Below are 20,339 nucleotides of genomic sequence, written 5' to 3' on the forward strand. Positions count from 1 at the left end.
ATCTCGCTTAGAGCACGCTGTCGCTTACAGTACTGCGACGATGGCTTCGCACAGCGGCGCCATGTTGTCAGGCGTCATACCGGCCACGTTGATACGTCCGGAAGCGACCGCGTAGATGGCGAACTCTTCGCGCAGACGCAGGACCTGCTCTTTACTCAGGCCGCTGAACGAGAACATGCCGTTCTGCTTGCTGATAAAGCTGAAGTCGCGGCTCGCGCCTTTCTCCTGCAGGGTATTGACGAACAGCAGGCGCATACGCTGAATGCGCTGGCGCATATCGGTCAGCTCCTGCTCCCAGATCGCCCTCAGCGCATCGTTGCTCAGAATGGTGGCGACCACGGAGGCGCCATGTGCCGGCGGGTTGGAGTAGTTGGCGCGGATCACCGATTTCATCTGACTGAACGCGCGGTCCACGGTCTCCTGATCGGCGGCGACCAGCGTGCAGGCACCGACACGTTCGTTGTACAAACCAAAGTTTTTCGAGTAGGAGCTGGCGACCAGCAGCTCTTTATGCAGCGCGGCAAAGGCGCGCAGCCCTTCAGCATCTTCTTCCAGACCACGGGCAAAGCCCTGGTAAGCGAAATCAAACAGCGGCAGCCAGCCTTTTTCGACCGACAGCTGCGCCAGCTTCTGCCACTGATCGAGCGTCGGATCGATACCGGTCGGGTTGTGGCAGCAGCCGTGGAACAGCACCACGTCACCGGCCTGGGCTTCGTTCAGGCTGACCAGCAGACCATCAAAGTCCAGCGCGTGGTTAGCCGCGTCGTAATAGGCATATTCACGCACTTCCAGCCCGGCAGAGGTAAACACGCTCTTGTGGTTAGGCCAGCTTGGGTTACTCACCCACACACGTTTTACGTCGGTGTTTTTAGCGAGGAAGTCTGCGGCGACGCGCAGCGCACCGGTACCGCCCGGGGTCTGCGCGGTGCGGGCGCGTTTATCGGCGATAATCGCATTGCCTTTACCGAACAGCAGTTCCTGGGTGCAGCGACCAAATTCAGGAATACCATCGATGCCCAGATAGTTTTTAGTCGTTTCATTCTCCAGCAGGTACTGTTCTGCTTTTTTGACGCTGGTCAGAACGGGTGTTTTACCGGTTTCATCCTTGTAAACACCAATTCCGAGGTTAATTTTTTCAGGGCGGTCATCGGCACGAAACAGATCGGCCAGACCTAAAATCGGGTCGGCTGGGGCGGCGGTAATGTTCTCAAACATGACGAGGTTCCATTGTGATTACTGAAGGGAAATCCGCTATCAGGTTAACGGGAGAATAACGAATTGCCAACCGTTTGCGACAAAAAGCGAGAAGGTTTTCAAAAGAGACGATCTTTACCTCATGAATAGAGAAAAGCAGGACCGAAGTCCTGCTCTGAAGGCATATCACGAAGGGGTGTACTGCAGATTAGAACTGGTAAACGATACCCACGGCCGCCTGGTCGTCGGTGGCAACGCCAGCCGCTTTGGTGTAATCGTTGTCGTCCAGCTGGTTGAACTTATAAGCAGCATAGACGTTCATATTTTTGTTGAAGTAGTACCAGGTACCCACTTCAACGTATTTAACCAGATCCGCATCGCCGCCGGAGAAGCCAGCACGGGACTGCAGATCTTTGCCTTTGGTCTGCACGTAGCCGATGGACGGACGCAGGCCGAAGTCGAACTGATACTGGACAACCGCTTCGAAGTTCTGCGTTTTGCCGGCGAAGTGGTTATCTTCTTCCGGCGTCATGTTGTAGGTCTGGGAGTACATGACAGCGGCGTAGACGTTGTTGGCGTCATATTTTGCAGAAGTTGCCCATGCTTCGGCCTTGTCGCCATTGCCGTCAGCTTTCTGGTCGACGCTACGGTTGGAACCGGAGTAGCCTGCAGACAGTGCGATACCGTTGTCGAACGCGTAGGTCGCTGCGGTGCTGAAGCCGTCGCCATTCTGCTTACGAATCGCGCGGTCATGATCGTTTTTACCCTGGTACTGCAGCGCGAAGCTCAGGCCGTCAACCAGACCGAAGAAGTCAGAGTTACGGTAAGTTGCCACGCCATTGGTACGGCCGGTCATGTAGTTGTCGGTGTAGTTCCAGCCGTCGCCGCCCTATTTAACCAGCATATCGGTTGCCGCTTCGACGTCGTAGATTGCACCGTAGTTACGGCCATAATCGAATGAACCGTATTCGCCTGCTTTCAGACCCGCGAACGCCAGACGAGTTTTGGTGGTCTGGGCACCTTCAACGTTGGACGCATCCATGTTGTATTCCCACTGGCCGTAACCGGTCAGCTGATCGTTGATCTGGGTTTCGCCTTTCAGGCCGATACGGGCATAGGTGGTATCGTCGCTGCTGGTATTGCCATTGGTGGTCCAGACGTGTTCGCCGACCATTTTTCCGTAGAAGTCCAGTTTGTTGCCGTTTTTGTTATAGATTTCTGCAGCGTTCGCTGCACCGGCTACCAGCAGGGCAGGGATCACCACTGCCAGAATATTGCGCTTCATCATTATTTATTACCCTCATTAATATTTTTTATATGAACACGTGCCACTGCCGTCAATGAGTTCTGTCAATAAAAATTTACAGAACCATTGATGAGAGTTTGGTGTCTGCAGGCATCTTTCCATCCGCGACAACGTTTCGCTAGCCGGAAAATGCTACGAATATCTAATATGAGTAACAATATGAAAAAACATGTAATCAAATATGTATTTTAAGGAACTTTGTGAACTTAATCAAAATTCCGTTCCAGCAGGAAAGAGAAAACGCAGGTGCTTATATATCTATATGAATTATTTATGATTAATTTGGCTAAGTGTGAATTTGCTCATTTTGTGTATCGAATTAGTCTTCTTTTCATTCAGAGTTTGTCTTTGCAAGACGTGCGGCCAATGATTAAAAAATGAACAAATTAATCAGCGCTTTTGCTCTGTTATGAACATAAAGTGCGATCTGTATCACCGGGATGCACCGAAACAGTGCGTAACATAAATGTGAGTTTCAGGTATTGATGTTTAATTTTGTTGAAATTAGCTAACAGTAATTGACATAAAAAAAGGCCAGCTTGCGCTGGCCTTTAACCTTTTCAACGAAAAATTTAGAACGTCGCGTTGCGTGGAGTCCGTGGGAACGGAATGACATCGCGGACGTTCTGCACACCGGTCACGTAGGCGATAAGGCGTTCGAAGCCCAGACCAAAGCCGGAATGCGGCACGGTGCCGTAGCGACGCAGATCGCGATACCACCAGTAGTCTTCTTTGTTAAGCCCCATCTCTGCCATACGCGCGTCCAGCACGTCGAGACGCTCTTCACGCTGGGAACCACCGATGATCTCGCCGATGCCCGGCGCCAGGACGTCCATTGCCGCGACGGTTTTACCGTCTTCGTTAAGGCGCATATAGAACGCCTTAATGTCTTTCGGATAGTTTTTCACCACCACCGGCGCTTTGAAGTGCTCTTCTGCCAGGTAACGTTCGTGCTCGGAGGAGAGATCCACACCCCAGTACACCGGGTTCTCGAACTGCTTGCCGCAGTTTTCCAGAATTGTGACGGCGTCGGTATAATCCACTTGGGCAAAATCAGCGGTGATAAAGCGCTGCAGACGGTCGATAGCGTCTTTATCCACGCGCTCAGCGAAGAACTGCATGTCGTCCGCACGCTCTTCCAGTACCGCTTTAAAGACGTACTTAAGCATCGCTTCCGCCAGGCCGGCAACGTCATTCAGGTTAGCGAAAGCCACTTCCGGCTCCAGCATCCAGAATTCCGCCAGGTGGCGGCTGGTGTTGGAATTTTCCGCGCGGAAGGTCGGGCCGAAGGTATAAATCTTCGACAGCGCACAGGCGTAGGTCTCGCCGTTCAGCTGGCCGGAAACGGTCAGGAACGACTCTTTACCGAAGAAGTCTTTGTCGAAATCGACTTTGCCCTGATCGTTACGCGGCAGGTTTTCCAGATCCAGCGTCGACACGCGGAACATTTCGCCGGCGCCTTCGGTATCGGAGGCGGTGATCAGCGGGGTGGAAACCCAGAAGAAGCCCTGTTCGTCGAAGAAGCGGTGCAGCGCCTGCGCCAGGGTGTGACGCACGCGGGCTACCGCGCCAATCAGGTTGGTGCGCGGACGCAGGTGCGCCACTTCACGCAGATACTCGATGCTGTGGCGCTTGGCCGCCATCGGGTAGGTGTCCGGGTCTTCCACCCAGCCGGTCACTTCCACGCTGGTCGCCTGGATCTCAAAGCTTTGACCCTGACCCTGGGAAGCCACGACTTTACCGGTGACAATCACCGAGCAACCGGTGGTCAGACGCAGCACTTCCTGATTGTAATTGGGCAGAGAATTATTAATAACGGCCTGTACAGGATCAAAGCAGGAACCGTCATAGACGGCGAGGAATGAAAAGCCAGCTTTAGAATCTCGGCGGGTACGCACCCATCCGCGGACCGTGACTTCGCTGTCAACGGCAACGCGGCCCTGGAGTACGTCGGCTACAGGCACAACGCTCATAATAATCTCTCTATGTAGTCCAATAAAAAAGTCTCTTCCCCCAACAGCGGGGGGATATCTATGTTACCTGTCATCTTCCATCAGACAAGTAGATTTCGCATCATAAGCGGATAATTCGGCAATAAATAATCAAGAAAAAGGAGCCTGAAAGGCTCCTTAGGGAAATTAACTCGCCTTTTTAATCGGCGGCAGGTCGAACGCTTCGCGCAGGGCGCGGACGAAGGCCTTATCGTGGCAGATGGTTTTCCCCGGGCTGTCGGAGAGTTTCGCCACCGGCTTGCCGTTACATTCCACCAGCTTAATCACGATATTGAGCGGTTTAACCTGCGGCAGATCGCAGGTTAAGCGGGTGCCGATACCAAAGCTCAACTTCACCCGCGAGGCGAAGTGGCGATACAGGTCGACGGCTTTCGCCAGGTCGAGATTATCGGAGAAGACCAGCACTTTGCTCAGCGGATCGATGCCCAGCTTCTGGTAATGGGCAATCGCTTTTTCGCCCCATTCCACCGGGTCGCCAGAATCATGGCGCAATCCCTGATAGCGGGTGGCGAATTCGGGGCCGAAATCGCGCAGGAACGCATCCATAGTGATGCAGTCGGTCAGCGCGATGCCCAACTGGTCGGGATACTCTTCCAGCCAGGCGGCAAGGGCCGCCCGCTGGCTGCTGGCAAGGTTTGGGCTGATCTGCTGGTGGGCCTGGAACCACTCATGGGCCTGGGTGCCCATCGGGGTTAAATTCAGACGACGCGCCAGATCGTAATTGCTGGTGCCGACAAACCACGGCTCCTGCTGCAGACGTTGCACAATACCTTCCTGCACCTCGCGTGAAAAGCGACGGCGGGTGCCGAAGTCCATCAGACGGAAGGCGCTCATGTCGAGGTCCGCCGTCATGCTGGCGAAGTCGCCTAGCTTATGTTCCAGCGTGTTTAGCGCCTGTTCAACGCCCATCTCCGGTGAACGATAGCGATGGACCAGCTCGCTTATTACCGCCAGCAGTGGGACTTCCCACATAATGGCTTCCCGCCACGGGCCGGTAAGGCGAATGTTCAGCTTACCGTTGTCGTTGCTGACCGAGACCTGGCGCGGGTCATAGCGAAAATCGCGCAGCCAGTCGAGATAATCCTGGCGGAAAAAGGGAAGGGTGGACAGCCAGTGATATTCATCATCCCGCAGCCTCAGGTCGCGCATGGACTCCACCTGCTCGCGGATCGCGTCGGCATAGATGCCGAGCAGTTCGTCTCCACGGCAACGAAACTCCGCCGCCACATGTACATCACCGTAGTGGTGGAAGACAGCCTGCTGCATGTGCAGCTTGTAGGCATCCGTATCAAGCAGCGAGTGCAGTACAGGAGAAGTGAATTGTGTCATGGTGCGCAGTAGCATCCTCTCACTGGAGCGTTCCATCCAAACCAACGCGGAAAAAGGAGCCGGAGTATACCTTTATTACCCGACTCTGTCCCGCGATGGCGAGCGACGGCGACGCTGACGGTCATTTGCGAGGCCTAGTTTAATATATTGAACATGGATCACACCACAAGCTTTGCGTCGGGTCGAGGGCATTTCGTGCCGCGAGTGTTAAAAAAATGTAGCGATTACCGTGTTTCACGTTGAAAAGATGAAGATTCTGCATAGCGCGTTTGACACAACAGGAATAGACTGGGACGACACTTTACCGACGATGCTAAAGGTTTTTTATGACACAACAGCCCCAAGCCAAATACCGCCACGACTATCGTGCGCCGGAGTATCTGATTAGCGATATCGATTTGACCTTTGACCTGGATGCCGCAAAAACCGTTGTTACGGCCGAGAGCAAGGTCTCCCGCCATGCGGCTACGTCTGATGTGCCATTGCGCCTGGACGGCGAAGATCTCACCCTGATCGCTCTGCAGGTGAATGGCCAGCCGTGGAGTGACTATAAAGAAGAAAACAATCAGCTGGTGATCGGCGGCCTGCCGGAACATTTCACCCTGACTATCGTCAATGAGATCAGCCCGGCGGCGAACACTGCGCTGGAAGGCCTGTATCAGTCAGGCGAAGCGCTGTGCACCCAGTGCGAAGCGGAAGGTTTCCGCCATATTACCTGGTATCTGGACCGCCCGGACGTGCTGGCGCGGTTTACCACCAAAATCATCGCCGACAAAGCGAAATACCCGTTCCTGCTCTCCAACGGCAACCGCATGGCGGAAGGAGAGCTGGAGAACGGTCGTCACTGGGTACAGTGGCAGGATCCGTTCCCGAAGCCGTGCTACCTGTTTGCGCTGGTGGCCGGTGATTTTGACGTCCTGCGCGATTCATTCCGCACCCGCTCTGGCCGCGAAGTGGCGCTGGAGCTGTATGTCGATCGCGGCAACCTCGACCGCGCGCCGTGGGCGATGACCTCGCTGAAAAACTCCATGAAGTGGGATGAGGAGCGCTTTGGTCTTGAGTATGACCTCGACATCTATATGATTGTCGCCGTCGACTTCTTTAATATGGGCGCGATGGAGAACAAAGGACTCAACGTCTTTAACTCCAAATATGTCCTGGCACGCACCGATACCGCCACCGATAAAGACTACCTCGATATTGAACGCGTGATCGGTCATGAGTATTTCCATAACTGGACCGGCAACCGTGTCACCTGCCGCGACTGGTTCCAGCTCAGCCTGAAAGAGGGGCTGACCGTATTCCGCGATCAGGAGTTCAGCTCGGACCTCGGCTCACGGGCGGTAAACCGCATCAACAACGTGCGCACTATGCGCGGGTTGCAGTTTGCCGAAGACGCTAGCCCGATGGCGCACCCGATCCGCCCGGATATGGTTATCGAGATGAACAACTTCTACACCCTGACGGTTTATGAAAAGGGTGCTGAAGTGATCCGCATGCTGCACACCCTGCTGGGTGAAGAAAACTTCCAGAAAGGGATGCAGCTATATTTTGAACGCCATGACGGCAGCGCCGCCACCTGCGACGATTTCGTGCAGGCGATGGAGGATGCCTCTAACGTCGACCTGTCGCACTTCCGCCTCTGGTACAGCCAGTCCGGGACGCCGATCGTCACCGTGCATGATGACTATAATCCGGAAACCGAACAGTATACGCTGACCATCAGCCAGCGTACGCCGCCGACCGCCGAGCAGGCCGAAAAGAAGCCGCTGCATATCCCGTTTGCCATTGAGCTGTACGATAACGAGGGCAAGGTGATCCCCCTGCAGAAAGGTGGCCACCCGGTACACCCGGTGCTTAATGTGACCCAGGCCGAGCAGACCTTTGTCTTCGATAACGTCTATTTCCAGCCGGTGCCGGCGCTGCTGTGCGAATTTTCAGCACCGGTGAAACTGGAATATAAATGGAGCGATCAGCAGCTGACCTTCCTGATGCGCCACGCGCGGAATGATTTCTCGCGCTGGGATGCGGCGCAGAGCCTGCTGGCGACCTATATCAAGCTGAACGTTAACCGTCATCAGCAGGGGCAGCCGCTGTCACTGCCGGTACACGTGGCCGATGCCTTCCGCGCCATCCTGCTGGATGAGAAAATTGACCCGGCGCTGGCCGCTGAGATCTTAACCCTGCCGTCGGCCAACGAAATCGCCGAGATGTTCGCGATTATCGATCCGATCGCTATAGCCACCGTGCGCGAAGCGCTCACCCGCACACTGGCGAACGAACTGGCGGACGAATTCCTCGCGGTATATAACGCCAATAAGCTCGACAGCTACCGGGTGGAGCACGCCGATATCGGTAAGCGCGCCCTGCGCAATACCTGCCTGCGCTATCTGGCGTTTGCGGAGCCGACGCTGGGCGATAAGCTGGTGGCGGCGCAGTATCACCAGGCGGATAACATGACCGACGCGCTGGCTGCGCTGTCGGCAGCGGTTGCCGCCGAGCTGCCGAGCCGCGATGCGCTGATGCAGGAGTATGACGATAAATGGCATCAGGATGGTCTGGTGATGGATAAGTGGTTTATCCTGCAGTCCACCAGCCCGGCGGCCAACGTGGTGGAAACGGTACGTGGTCTGCTGAAACACCGTTCATTCAGCATGAGCAACCCGAACCGCGTGCGCTCGTTAATTGGCGCTTTCGCCAGCAGCAACCCGGCGGCGTTCCATGCTGAAGACGGCAGCGGCTACCAGTTCCTGGTGGAGATGCTGACCGAGCTGAACCAGCGCAACCCGCAGGTGGCGTCGCGACTGATTGAGCCGTTGATTCGTCTGAAGCGTTATGATGAGAAGCGGCAGGCGCTGATGCGCGCCGCGCTGGAGCAGCTGAAGGGGCTGGAGAATCTCTCCGGCGATCTGTTCGAGAAAATCAGTAAGGCGCTGGCGTAACGGCCGCAAAATCCCCGGTTGCGCTCTCGCTTACCGGGGCTACAGCGCTGTGCGATTTGGTAGCCCGGCCGAGCGAAGCGTGGGCCGGGGACGTTAGTTAGCCATGACTAAATAAACGCGGCGCGCTTTCGCTCTTGCCGCGTTTCATCACCCGATCCAGCACTTCTGCCTCCAGTTCGGCCAGCTTCGCCGAACCGGTGCGTCGCGGTCGTGGGATATCCACGCTTAAATCGAGCCCGATCTTCTTCTCTTCAATTAACAGCACCCGGTCGGCCATCGCCACGGCTTCGCTGACGTCGTGCGTCACCAGCAGGACCGTAAAGCCATGCTCCTGCCACAGGGAGACGATCAGCTCCTGCATCTCCAGGCGGGTGAGGGCATCCAGCGCCCCCAGCGGCTCGTCCAGCAGCAGCAGGCGCGGGCGATGGCTCAGGGCGCGAGCCAGCGCAACGCGCTGCTTTTGCCCGCCCGACAGCGCCGCTGGCCACTCCTGCGCGCGGTTCTCCAGTCCAACGCTGGCCAACGCCTGTAGGGCGGCATCGCGCCAGGCGCCTTTTAACCCCAGCCCGACGTTATCAATCACCGTTTTCCACGGCAGCAGGCGCGCATCCTGAAACATCATTCGGGTGTCGTCCTGGATCGCCGCCAGCGGCGTCACGCCCGCCAGCAGCTCGCCGGCGTTCGGTTTTTCCAGGCCCGCCAGCAGGCGCAGCAGGGTACTTTTGCCGCCGCCGCTGCGGCCCACCACCGCCACAAACTGGCCGCTGGGAATATGCAGATCCAGCTCGTTAAGAATGGTGTTGTCGCCATAGCGTTTAGTCACCCCGTTCAGCAGCAGGGGAATGCCAGGGTTCAGACGGGCAGTATTCATGCGTTAGCCTCCTGAAGATGATACGCCGGGTTCCAGCGTAGCCAGAGCCGTTCCAGCAACTGGGCGCTGACGTCAGCCAGTTTGCCAAGGATGGCGTAAAGAATGATGGCTACCACCACCACATCGGTTTGCAGAAATTCACGCGCGTTCATCGCCAGATAACCGATGCCGGCATTCGCCGAGATGGTTTCGGCGACAATAAGTGTCAGCCACATCAGGCCAAGAGCGAAACGTACGCCGACCATAATCGAGGGCAGGGCGCCGGGTAATATCACGTGACGGAACAGGGCGAAGCCGGATAAGCCATAGCTGCGCGCCATCTCCACCAGCCCACGGTCAATATTGCGGATCCCGTGCCAGGTGTTGATATAGATCGGGAACAGGGTACCCAGCGACACAAGGAAGATCTTGGCAGTCTCGTCGATGCCGAACCACAAAATCACCAGTGGGATCAGCGCCAGATGCGGCACATTGCGCAGCATCTGGATCGAGGTGTCCAGCAGGCGCTCGCCCCAGCGTGACAGGCCGCTGATCAGGCCGAGCACCAGCCCGATGGAGCCGCCGATGGCGAAGCCGACCAGCGCCCGCCACGAACTGATGGCCAGATGCTGCCACAGCTCACCGCTGGCCGAGAGCGTCCAGAACGCTTTCAATACCCCCTCCGGCGAGGGCAGCACCCGCGTCGACAGCCAGCCGACGGACGACGCCAGCTGCCAGACAACGACCGTCCCTACCGGAAGCAGCCAGGGGGCGAGACGTAACAACAGGGGATGAGTCGATTTTGCCATCAGGTCCTCCTCAGCTTTGCGCCACTTTACGCGGGATAAACTCATTGGCAACGGCTTCTCCCTGCAGGCGCAGGTTTTGCGGCTGCGGGATCGACGGCACGGCGACGTCGAGCAGGGGGAACAGCAGCTCGCCGACCCGATACGCCTCTTCCAGATGCGGATAGCCGGAGAAGATAAAGCTATCGATACCCAGCGCGGCGTATTCATTGATCCGTTCGGCAACGGTGGCGGCATCGCCCACCAGCGCGGTGCCGGCGCCGCCGCGCGCTAAACCGACGCCAGCCCACAGGTTGGGGCTGATTTCAAGTTTGTCGCGTCGCCCGTTATGCAGGGCCGCCATTCGCTGCTGACCAACGGAGTCGGTTCTGGCGAAGGCGGCCTGCGCGCGGGCGATCGTCTCATCGTCAAGGTGAGAAATCAGGCTATCTGCTGCCTGCCAGGCTTCCTCGTTGGTCTCCCGCACGATCACGTGCAGACGGATGCCAAAACGCACCTGGCGACCGTGGCGGGCGGCTTTCTCCCGCACCTGAGCGATTTTCTCTGCTACCTGAGCCGGCGGTTCACCCCAGGTGAGATAGAGATCGACCTGCTCAGCGGCCAGATCCTGCGCCACCTCAGACGATCCGCCAAAATAGAGCGGTGGACGCGGCTGCTGGAGCGGCGGAAACAGCAGCTTTGCATCGCGAACGCGCTGGTGCTTGCCGTTATAGGTGACGGTTTCCCCTTCCATCAGCTTGCGCCAGATGTGGGTAAATTCAGCCGAGGCCTCATAGCGCTCGGTGTGGTCGAGGAAGACACCGTCGCCGGCCAGTTCGGCCGGATCGCTACCGGTCACCAGATTGAACAGCGCCCGGCCGTTCGACAGTCGGTCCAGGGTCGCCGCCTGGCGGGCGGCTACCGTCGGCGACACCACGCTAGGCCTGAGGGCGACAAGAAATTTCAGCCGCTGCGTCACCGGGATCATCGAGGCCGCAACCAGCCAGGCATCTTCACAAGAGCGTCCGGTCGGGATCAGCACGCCGGTGAAGCCCAGTCGATCCGCCGTCTGGGCGATTTGCTGCAGATAGCCGTAATCGACCGGACGGGCACCCTCTTCAGTGCCCAGATAACGACCATCACCATGGGTCGGTAAAAACCAGAACATATTCAGACTCATGATTTCGCTCCTTGTGCGGCGGCGGGCTGCCAGATACGGGCCCGGATATCAACTTTTTTAGGCACCAGCTTGTTCTCATAGAACAGGTCAGCCGTCTGCTGCTGGCGAGCAGCGGTTTCGGCGCTCACCGGGGTCACTGAGGTGGGGGGACGATGGTCCAGATAGCTGGCGATCACCGCCTCCGGTAAGCCCATCGTCTTCGCCAGTAGCGTAATGCTTTGCGCGCGCTGGCTATGGGTCAGGGCATCGGCCTGGGTAAAGGTGTCGAGTACGCCTTCAATAAAAGCGCCATTACGTTCAGCGTAGGGCCGGGAGGCGAGATAGAACGATCCTGTCTGTTTCAGATCGGTTCCGTCGGTCAGCACCCGGGCGCCGCCCTGCAGCAGCGCGGCGGAGTAGTACGGATCCCAGATAGCCCAGGCGTCGACGTTACCCTGCTGGAAGGCGGCGCGCGCATCGGCAGGAGCAAGGTAGACTGGCTGAATATCACTAAATTTCAGGCCCGCGAGCTGCAGGGCGCGCAGCAAGAGATTGTGGGAGCTGGAGCCTTTCTGAAAAGCGACCTTTTTCCCTTTTAATTCAGCGACGTTATGGATGGGACTGCCTTGCGCTACCAGAATCACTTCGGCTTTGGGCTTAGGCGGCTCCGCGCCGATATAGACCAGATCGGCGCCTGCCGCCTGGGCAAAGATAGGCGGGATATCGCCAGTGCTGCCGATATCGATGCTGCCGACATTCAGCGCCTCCAGCATCTGCGGACCGGCAGGGAATTCAATCCAGGAGATATGGGTCTTCGGGTAACGCTGCTCCAGCAGTTGATGGCTTTTCGCCAGCACCATGCTGACGCTGCCTTTCTGATAACCAATGCGCAGGGCATCAGGCGCCGCCGGCGCGGCGTGACCCAGCGCCGAAAAGAGCAGCAGCCCCCCCAGAGTCAGGGCGCGGAGAGGATTAAGCATGCTCCACCCCGCGCAGAGACGTTAATGACGGTGCGCGGCTGCTGGGGCGATGCAGCGCCTGCCAGAACGTCTCCAGGGCTTCATCAAGGCGTCGCTGCAGGTTTGGGGTAAATTGCGGCTTGTGCTGGTAATCGGTCACCTGGCTGTCATCGGCGAAGACGCCATGGAGGATCTCCTGCGCCTTCAGGGCATTGAGAACGGGTTTCAGCGCGTAGTCCACCGCCAGCATGTGGGCGATGGTGCCGCCGGTGGCCAGCGGTAGCACGATTTTACCCTCCAGCGCGCGCTCAGGCAGCAGATCGAGCAGGGTCTTCAGCGCGCCGGAAAACGAGGCTTTATAAACTGGCGTGGCGATAATCAGACCGTCAGCTCCCGCCAGTTGCTCATTGAGCGTTTGTAGCGCCGGGTTGTCAAAGCGAGCGTACAGGAGGTCTTCCGGGGCAAAGTTCTGCAGATGCCAGTGGCAGACTTCGATATCGGCGGCGGTGAGCGTCTCTCTGGCGTATTCCAGCAGGGCGCTGGAACGGGAAGGGTAACGCGGGCTGCCCGCAAGCGTAATGACGCGCATCTTTCTCTCCTTATAACTAAATGTTTGCATTTATCTATAATTGATAACATTTACAGTGAGTGTGACAGAGCGCCATTATTTCCCTAAATGATTTATCCGCCGTTAGATAGCCGAAAAGCGCATAACGGCGGCTGGCCAGGTAATCGTTTGCGCTGATGGGTGATTTTTTGTCGCAGGTCAATTCCCTTTCCGCCATAGATCGCACATAATACGCCCCCGGTTTGCACACCGGGAATCCAGGAGAGTTCATGTACTACCCCTTCGTTCGTAAAGCCCTTTTCCAGCTCGATCCTGAGCGCGCTCATGAAGTTACCTTTCAACAATTACGCCGTGTCACCGGGACGCCGCTGGAATGCCTGGTTCGCCAGAAGGTACCGTCCAGGCCTGTCACCTGCATGGGGCTAACCTTTAAAAATCCTCTGGGTCTGGCGGCCGGGCTGGATAAAAATGGGGAATGTATTGACGCGCTGGGCGCGATGGGGTTTGGTTCGATTGAGATCGGCACCGTGACGCCACGTCCACAGCCGGGCAACGATAAGCCGAGGATCTTCCGTCTGGTGGATGCCGAGGGATTGATCAACCGCATGGGCTTTAATAACCATGGCGTTGATAACCTCGTTGAGAACGTTAAAAAGGCGCATTTTGACGGCGTACTGGGCATCAATATCGGCAAAAATAAAGATACGCCGGTGGAGCATGGGAAAGATGATTACCTGATTTGTATGGAAAAAGTCTATCCGTACGCCGGGTATATCGCCATTAATATCTCCTCACCGAATACCCCGGGGCTGCGCACACTGCAATACGGTGAAGCGCTCGATGATTTACTTTCTGGTATTAAAAATAAGCAGCTTGAGTTGCAGCAAAAGCATCAAAAATATGTTCCGGTTGCCGTGAAGATCGCGCCGGATCTTTTGCCTGAGGAATTGATCCAGGTTGCCGATAGCCTCGTACGCCATAATATTGATGGCGTGATTGCAACCAATACCACCCTCGATCGTTCTCTGGTTCAGGGAATGAAACATTGTGATGAGACCGGCGGGCTTAGTGGTCGTCCATTACAATTAAAGAGCACCGAAATTATCCGTATGCTCTCCGCTGAGCTGAATGGTCGTTTACCGATCATCGGCGTGGGCGGTATTGATTCGGTGATTGCCGCGCGGGAGAAGATGGCCGCCGGGGCATCGCTGGTGCAGATCTATTCCGGATTTATTTTTAAAGGCCCGCCGCTGATTAAAGAAATTGTTACCCACATCTAATCTTTTCCTCCTCTGAATCCCACCCAGGGCTTTATTTCCGGCCCTGGTTGTTTTATATTCCCTCACTGTTGCTTATTTAAACATTTTAGACTTTTCTTAATTTTAGAAAAATATTCTGCGGCAAGTCGCAACAACTTTGCGGAGGCGCATCGAAGGGCACTGGGGGAAAAATGCGAATTAAACCTGACGATAACTGGCGTTGGTATTACGATGAAGAGCACGATCGTATGATGCTCGATTTGGCCAATGGCATGTTATTTCGTTCGCGCTTCGCCCGGCGCATGCTGACCCCGGACGCTTTTGCCCCATCGGGATTTTGCGTCGATGACGCCGCGCTCTATTTCTCTTTTGAAGAAAAATGCCGCGATTTCGAACTGTCGAAAGAGCAGCGGGCGGAATTAGTCCTCAACGCGTTAACCGCGATCCGTTTTCTCAAACCGCAGATGCCGAAAAGCTGGCACTTCGTCGCCCATCCTCACCACTGGCAGCCGAGCGGCGGCGACGCGGCCTGCGTCTGGTTGAGCGATACCGGGGAGCAGGTAAATTTGCTGGTGGTGGAGCCGGGAGATAACGCCGCGCTTTGTCTGCTGGCTCAGCCAGGACTTACCCTTGCCGGTCGCGTGATGCAGTTAGGCGATGTCATTAAGATCATGAACGACAGGCTGCAGCCGGCGCAGAGCGCGGTGAGCTACAGCCTGGGACAGGCGGTTTAAGGCGCCAGGCGCAGTGCCGTCTTAGGCACACAGCTGCAGGCGAGAATAGTGCCATCTTCGGCGACCGCATTTTTCTTTAACGCACTGACTTCGCCTTCTTCCAGACGAATGCGGCAGCTGCCGCAGATCCCCGCCCGACAGGAGTAGGGTACGCGAATGCCCTGTTGCTCCAGCTGTTCCAGCAACACCTGCTGATTATTGCCGGTAAACTGATGGCCCTGCCAGTCAATGGCTACCGTGGCCTGCTGCTGCGTGTCAGGGGCAGGGGTATCGTCGCTTTCCCCGGCGCCGTAGGCTTTTGCCGGGCCGCGGGCGAGGATTTCCACTTCATCTCCCACCCGGATCACGCCGCTGTTGCGGGCAATCAGGTTCTGACCAAAGTCGACATCGCCATTATCCTGCGCGGTGCGAAAACGCTTTAAGGTTTCCAGCGGCTCCCCGGTGGGGTGTTTCTGTCCACGCTCCGGGCTGACGGTGGTAAAAATGCAGCGGCTGCAGGGTTTAGCCACATCAAATACCACCTCGCCGATGCGGATCACTTTCCAGCTATCTTCATCCCAGGCCGCCGCGCCGGTGACCACGAGATTAGGACGAAACTGTTCTATGCTTACGCTGGCCGGACAGCGCTGCTGCAGGTCGCGCAGCGAAGCCTCGTTAGCCAGCAGGTACGGGTAGCCGTCGGCGAAGGAGAGCGGTACCGCATCGTGGCGCTTCACCCGGCGGGTTAACTGTGGCCCCAGCCAGCGCAACTGGACATCGCGATTGAAAAAGCCGCTGAGCCACTGGTTAACGGCGGCAGGCGCGATGAGCGCGGTGAAATGGTTACCCCAGACTTCGGTCGGCTCGGCCTGCGTGGCGAAATCACGAAAACGCACCACGGCGCTACTGCCGTCCGGGGCGGTCAGGTGAAGGCCGTCATGCAGCGGCGCCGGAATAAATTTCACCATCTGCGGAAACTGGCGGGCGGTAATAAAGGTGCCGTCGGTTTCGGTGATCATAAACAGGCGATCGAAGGCCAGGCCGCTGATATCAGCAAAGGCATGGGTCAGGCCCATGCCGCGCATGGATTTTACGGGGTGAATAAAAAGTCGCGAGAGCGTTACCATACGCTGCCTCCGGGTTCCAAAAATAAGCCTATAACTTTATGACATAGGGCACATATTGGCTATAATGCGCACCAATTTTCTTTAAGTAAAAGTGACGATATGAATTCTCTGTTTGCCAGTACGGCTCGTGGGCTGGAAGAGCTGTTAAAAACTGAACTGGAAGGACTTGGCGCGACGGACTGCCAGGTAGTCCAGGGCGGGGTCCATTTTCAGGGGGATACGCGCCTGCTGTATCAAAGCCTGATGTGGAGCCGGCTGGCTTCGCGCATCATGCTGCCGCTGGGCGAGTGTCGCGTATACAGCGATCTGGATCTGTACCTCGGCGTACAGGCCATTCCGTGGACGGAGATGTTTACTCCAGGCGCTACCTTTGCGGTGCATTTTAGCGGCCTCAATGAGGAGATCCGCAACAGCCAGTACGGCGCGCTGAAGGTCAAAGACGCCATTGTTGACAGCTTCACCCGCAAGAATCTGCCGCGTCCGAACGTCGATCGTGAATCGCCCGATCTGCGGATCAATGTCTGGCTGAACAAAGAGACGGCGCATATCTCTCTGGATCTGAGCGGTGAAGGTCTGCACCTGCGCGGCTATCGCGATGGGACCGGTATGGCGCCGATTAAAGAAAACCTTGCGGCGGCGATCGTCATGCGCTCTGGCTGGGTGCCGGGTACGCCGTTGCTCGATCCGATGTGCGGCTCCGGTACCCTGCTGATTGAAGCGGCGATGCTGGCGACCGACCGCGCGCCGGGCCTGCATCGCGGCCACTGGGGCTTTGGCGGCTGGGCGCAGCATGATGACGCCATCTGGAAAGAGGTGAAAGCCGAGGCGCAAACCCGCGCGCGTCAGGGACTGGCTACTTATGAATCGCGCTTCTACGGCTCCGACGTCGACGAGCGCGTCATTGAACGCGCGCGCCGCAACGCCCGCCGCGCCGGCATCGGCGAGCTGATCGATTTTGACGTGAAAGACGTCGCCCAGTTGAACAACCCGCTGCCGAAAGGCCCGTACGGTACGGTGATCAGTAACCCGCCGTACGGCGAACGTCTGGAAAGCGAGCCGGCGCTGATCGCTCTGCACAGCCTGCTGGGCCGGATCATGAAAAGTCAGTTTGGCGGCTGGAACCTGTCGGTGTTCAGCGCTTCGCCGGAATTGCTGAGCTGCCTGCAGCTGCGTGCCGATAAGCAATTCAAAGCCAAGAACGGCCCGCTGGATTGCGTACAGAAGAACTATCACCTGGCGGAGAGCGAAGGCGGCAAGCCGGCGATGCTGGCGGAAGATTTTGCCAACCGTCTGCGTAAGAACCTGAAGAAGTTTGAAAAATGGGCCCGTCAGGAAGGCATTGAATGCTATCGCCTGTACGATGCCGATCTGCCGGAATATAACGTGGCGATCGATCGCTACGGTGACTGGGTGGTAGTGCAGGAGTATGCGCCGCCGAAAACCGTCGATGCGCACAAAGCGCGTCAGCGTCTGTTCGATATTATTGCGGCGACCATCGCCGTGCTGGACATGGCGCCTAATAAGCTGGTGCTGAAGACCCGCGAGCGGCAAAAGGGCAAAAACCAGTATCAGAAGATGGCAGAGAAGGGCGACTTTATTGAGGTGCAGGAGTATAACGCGCGCCTGTGGGTCAACCTCACCGACTACCTGGATACCGGTCTGTTCCTCGACCACCGGATCGCCCGTCGCATGCTCGGCCAGATGAGTAAAGGTAAGGACTTCCTCAACCTGTTCTCCTATACCGGCAGCGCAAGCGTCCACGCAGGCCTCGGCGGCGCACGCTCTACCACCACGGTGGATATGTCGCGCACCTATCTGGAGTGGGCGGAACGCAACCTGCGTCTCAATGGCCTGACCGGCCGCGCGCATCGCCTGATGCAGGCGGACGTACTGGGCTGGCTGCGGGAGAGTACCGAGCAGTTCGATCTGATCTTTATCGATCCGCCGACCTTCTCCAACTCCAAACGGATGGAAGATGCTTTCGACGTCCAGCGCGATCACATTCGCCTGATGACCGATCTGAAACGCCTGCTGCGCAAAGGCGGCACCATTATGTTCTCGAATAACAAACGCGGTTTCCGTATGGATCATGACGGGCTGGCGGCGCTTGGCCTGAAGGCGCAAGAGATTTCGCAAAAAACGCTGTCGCAGGATTTTGCCCGCAACCGTCAGATCCACAACTGCTGGCTGATTACCGCAGCCTGAAAGGAATAAAGAATGTCACTGATTAGTATGCACGGCGCCTGGCTCTCCTTCAGCGATGCGCCGCTGCTGGATAATGCCGAGCTGCATATCGAAGATAACGAACGCGTCTGCCTGGTCGGCCGCAACGGCGCCGGTAAATCCACCCTGATGAAGATCCTTAATCGTGAACAGGGGCTGGATGACGGACGCATTATTTATGAACAAGATCTGATCGTGGCGCGTCTGCAGCAGGATCCGCCGCGTAACGTCGCTGGTACGGTGTACGATTTTGTCGCCGAAGGGATCGCCGAGCAGGCGGCTTACCTGAAGGCCTACCATGACGTGTCGCATCAGGTAATGACCGATCCGAGCGACAAAAATTTAAATGAACTGGCGCGCCTGCAGGAGCAGCTGGATAACCTGGGGCTGTGGCAGCTGGATAGCCGTATCAACGAAGTGATTGAGCAGCTTGGCCTTGACGCCAATGCGCAACTGGCGTCGCTCTCCGGCGGCTGGCTGCGTAAAGCGGCGCTGGGCCGTGCGCTGGTCAGCGGGCCGCGCGTGCTGCTGCTGGATGAACCCACTAACCACCTCGATATCGAAACTATCGACTGGCTGGAAGGGTTCCTGAAAACCTTTAAAGGCACGATTATCTTCATTTCGCACGACCGATCCTTTATCCGCAATATGGCGACACGCATTGTCGACCTTGATCGCGGCAAGCTGGTGACCTATCCGGGCAATTACGATCAGTATCTGCTGGATAAAGAAGAAGCGCTGCGCGTCGAAGAGCTGCAGAATGCGGAATTTGACCGCAAGCTGGCCCAGGAAGAGGTGTGGATCCGTCAGGGGATCAAAGCACGCCGCACCCGTAACGAAGGCCGCGTCCGCGCGCTGAAGGCGATGCGCCGCGAGCGCGGTGAGCGCCGGGAAGTGATGGGCAGCGCGAAGATGCAGGTTGAAGAGGCTTCGCGCTCCGGCAAAATCGTTTTCGAAATGGAGAACGTCAACTATCAGGTTGACGGCAAAGTGTTGGTCAAAGATTTCTCCGCGCAGATCCAGCGTGGCGATAAGATTGCCCTGATTGGCCCCAACGGCTGTGGCAAAACCACGCTGCTGAAGCTAATGCTTGGCCAACTGCAGGCCGACAGCGGGCGGATCCACGTTGGCACCAAGCTGGAGGTCGCGTACTTCGACCAGCACCGCGCCGAGCTGGACCCGGATAAAACGGTGATGGACAACCTGGCGGAAGGCAAACAGGAGGTGATGGTTAACGGTAAGCCGCGCCATGTGCTGGGCTATCTGCAGGACTTCCTGTTCCATCCGAAACGGGCGATGACCCCGGTACGTGCACTCTCCGGCGGGGAACGTAACCGCCTGTTGCTGGCTCGCTTGTTCCTGAAACCCAGCAACCTGTTGATCCTCGATGAACCGACAAACGATCTCGATGTTGAAACGCTGGAACTGCTGGAAGAGCTGATCGATGGCTATCAGGGCACTGTGATGCTGGTGAGCCACGATCGTCAGTTCGTGGACAATACCGTCACCGAATGCTGGATCTTCGAAGGCGGTGGTCGCATTGGTCAGTATATCGGCGGCTATCACGACGCTCGCGGTCAGCAGTCCCAGTCGCTGGCGCAGAAACAGCCAGCTGCGAAAAAAACGATGGAAGTCGCTCAGCCAAAAGCAGAAACTGTCAAACGCGGCGGGAACAAACTAAGCTATAACCTGCAGCGCGAGCTGGAACAGCTGCCGCAGAAGCTGGAAGCCCTCGAGGCTGAACTGCAAACGCTGCAGGAGCAGGTTGCCGATCCCGATTTCTTCGGACAACCGCACGATCGCACGCAGCAGGTGCTGGCGCAGCTGGCCGAGGCGGAGCAGGCGCTGGAAGCTGCCTTTGAACGCTGGGAATATCTCGAAGGATTAAAAAACGGCGCCTGAGCCGAGGAGTT

The 20,339-nt window shown here is 57.1% G+C and carries 14 protein-coding genes and 1 pseudogene; 5 read left to right on the forward strand and 10 right to left on the reverse strand.

Features of this window, described 5'->3' with window-relative positions:
* Positions 1–24: 24 nt before the first annotated feature.
* The 4 genes and pseudogenes from ACKLKD_RS17445 to pncB form a co-directional block, all read right to left on the reverse strand.
* Complete coding sequence (locus ACKLKD_RS17445; RefSeq protein WP_025712947.1) at positions 25–1,215, reverse strand: amino acid aminotransferase; 1,191 nt, start codon at positions 1,213–1,215, stop codon at positions 25–27.
* Between the two features lie 187 nt (positions 1,216–1,402).
* Positions 1,403–2,482 (reverse strand): annotated as a pseudogene (gene ompK35 / locus ACKLKD_RS17450) (porin OmpK35).
* A gap of 590 nt (positions 2,483–3,072) precedes the next feature.
* On the reverse strand, positions 3,073–4,473 hold the full coding sequence (asnS, locus tag ACKLKD_RS17455; protein ID WP_008805873.1) for an asparagine--tRNA ligase: 1,401 nt from the start codon (positions 4,471–4,473) through the stop codon (positions 3,073–3,075).
* Between the two features lie 165 nt (positions 4,474–4,638).
* Positions 4,639–5,841, reverse strand: a complete 1,203-nt coding sequence (pncB, locus tag ACKLKD_RS17460; RefSeq protein WP_087805433.1) for a nicotinate phosphoribosyltransferase — start codon at positions 5,839–5,841, stop codon at positions 4,639–4,641.
* Between the two features lie 326 nt (positions 5,842–6,167).
* Here pncB and pepN point away from each other — a divergent pair, with 326 nt between their 5' ends.
* A complete protein-coding gene (gene pepN / locus ACKLKD_RS17465; RefSeq protein ID WP_025712944.1) occupies positions 6,168–8,783 on the forward strand; it encodes an aminopeptidase N in 2,616 nt (871 codons plus the stop codon).
* A gap of 97 nt (positions 8,784–8,880) precedes the next feature.
* Here the strand turns inward: pepN and ssuB are convergent, their stop codons facing one another.
* Genes ssuB through ssuE form a run of 5 tightly spaced genes read right to left on the reverse strand, consistent with a single transcriptional unit; the run spans position 8,881 to position 13,125 of the window.
* Positions 8,881–9,654 (reverse strand): aliphatic sulfonates ABC transporter ATP-binding protein, encoded by a 774-nt coding sequence (ssuB, locus tag ACKLKD_RS17470; protein WP_087805435.1) that lies wholly within the window; start codon positions 9,652–9,654, stop codon positions 8,881–8,883.
* Positions 9,651–10,442, reverse strand: a complete 792-nt coding sequence (gene ssuC, locus ACKLKD_RS17475) for an aliphatic sulfonate ABC transporter permease SsuC (protein ID WP_080897937.1) — start codon at positions 10,440–10,442, stop codon at positions 9,651–9,653. Before ssuC ends, ssuB begins: the two co-directional genes overlap by 4 nt.
* Before the next feature lie 10 nt (positions 10,443–10,452).
* Positions 10,453–11,598 carry an FMNH2-dependent alkanesulfonate monooxygenase gene (ssuD, locus tag ACKLKD_RS17480; protein WP_025712942.1) on the reverse strand — a complete coding sequence of 382 codons (1,146 nt, stop codon included), beginning with the start codon at positions 11,596–11,598 and terminating at the stop codon, positions 10,453–10,455.
* Positions 11,595–12,557 carry a sulfonate ABC transporter substrate-binding protein gene (locus tag ACKLKD_RS17485; protein ID WP_025712941.1) on the reverse strand — a complete coding sequence of 321 codons (963 nt, stop codon included), beginning with the start codon at positions 12,555–12,557 and terminating at the stop codon, positions 11,595–11,597. Before ACKLKD_RS17485 ends, ssuD begins: the two co-directional genes overlap by 4 nt.
* A complete protein-coding gene (gene ssuE / locus ACKLKD_RS17490; RefSeq protein ID WP_004201416.1) occupies positions 12,550–13,125 on the reverse strand; it encodes an NADPH-dependent FMN reductase in 576 nt (191 codons plus the stop codon). Before ssuE ends, ACKLKD_RS17485 begins: the two co-directional genes overlap by 8 nt.
* A gap of 248 nt (positions 13,126–13,373) precedes the next feature.
* Here ssuE and pyrD point away from each other — a divergent pair, with 248 nt between their 5' ends.
* Positions 13,374–14,384 (forward strand): quinone-dependent dihydroorotate dehydrogenase, encoded by a 1,011-nt coding sequence (gene pyrD, locus ACKLKD_RS17495; protein WP_025712940.1) that lies wholly within the window; start codon positions 13,374–13,376, stop codon positions 14,382–14,384.
* A 170-nt stretch (positions 14,385–14,554) separates the two neighbouring features.
* Positions 14,555–15,097 (forward strand): cell division protein ZapC, encoded by a 543-nt coding sequence (zapC, locus tag ACKLKD_RS17500; protein WP_023289043.1) that lies wholly within the window; start codon positions 14,555–14,557, stop codon positions 15,095–15,097.
* Here the strand turns inward: zapC and ACKLKD_RS17505 are convergent.
* Positions 15,094–16,203, reverse strand: coding sequence for a YcbX family protein (locus ACKLKD_RS17505; protein ID WP_025712939.1), 1,110 nt, complete (start codon positions 16,201–16,203; stop codon positions 15,094–15,096). The genes zapC and ACKLKD_RS17505 overlap by 4 nt on opposite strands.
* A 99-nt stretch (positions 16,204–16,302) precedes the next feature.
* On the opposite strand from ACKLKD_RS17505, the gene rlmKL reads away from it, so the two are divergent.
* Positions 16,303–18,408, forward strand: a complete 2,106-nt coding sequence (gene rlmKL / locus ACKLKD_RS17510; protein ID WP_025712938.1) for a bifunctional 23S rRNA (guanine(2069)-N(7))-methyltransferase RlmK/23S rRNA (guanine(2445)-N(2))-methyltransferase RlmL — start codon at positions 16,303–16,305, stop codon at positions 18,406–18,408.
* 12 nt (positions 18,409–18,420) lie between these two features.
* Complete coding sequence (locus ACKLKD_RS17515) at positions 18,421–20,328, forward strand: ABC transporter ATP-binding protein (protein ID WP_087805437.1); 1,908 nt, start codon at positions 18,421–18,423, stop codon at positions 20,326–20,328.
* Positions 20,329–20,339: the final 11 nt, after the last annotated feature.

Source organism: Klebsiella sp. 10982 (assembly GCF_048589245.1).
Taxonomy (GTDB): domain Bacteria; phylum Pseudomonadota; class Gammaproteobacteria; order Enterobacterales; family Enterobacteriaceae; genus Klebsiella; species Klebsiella quasivariicola.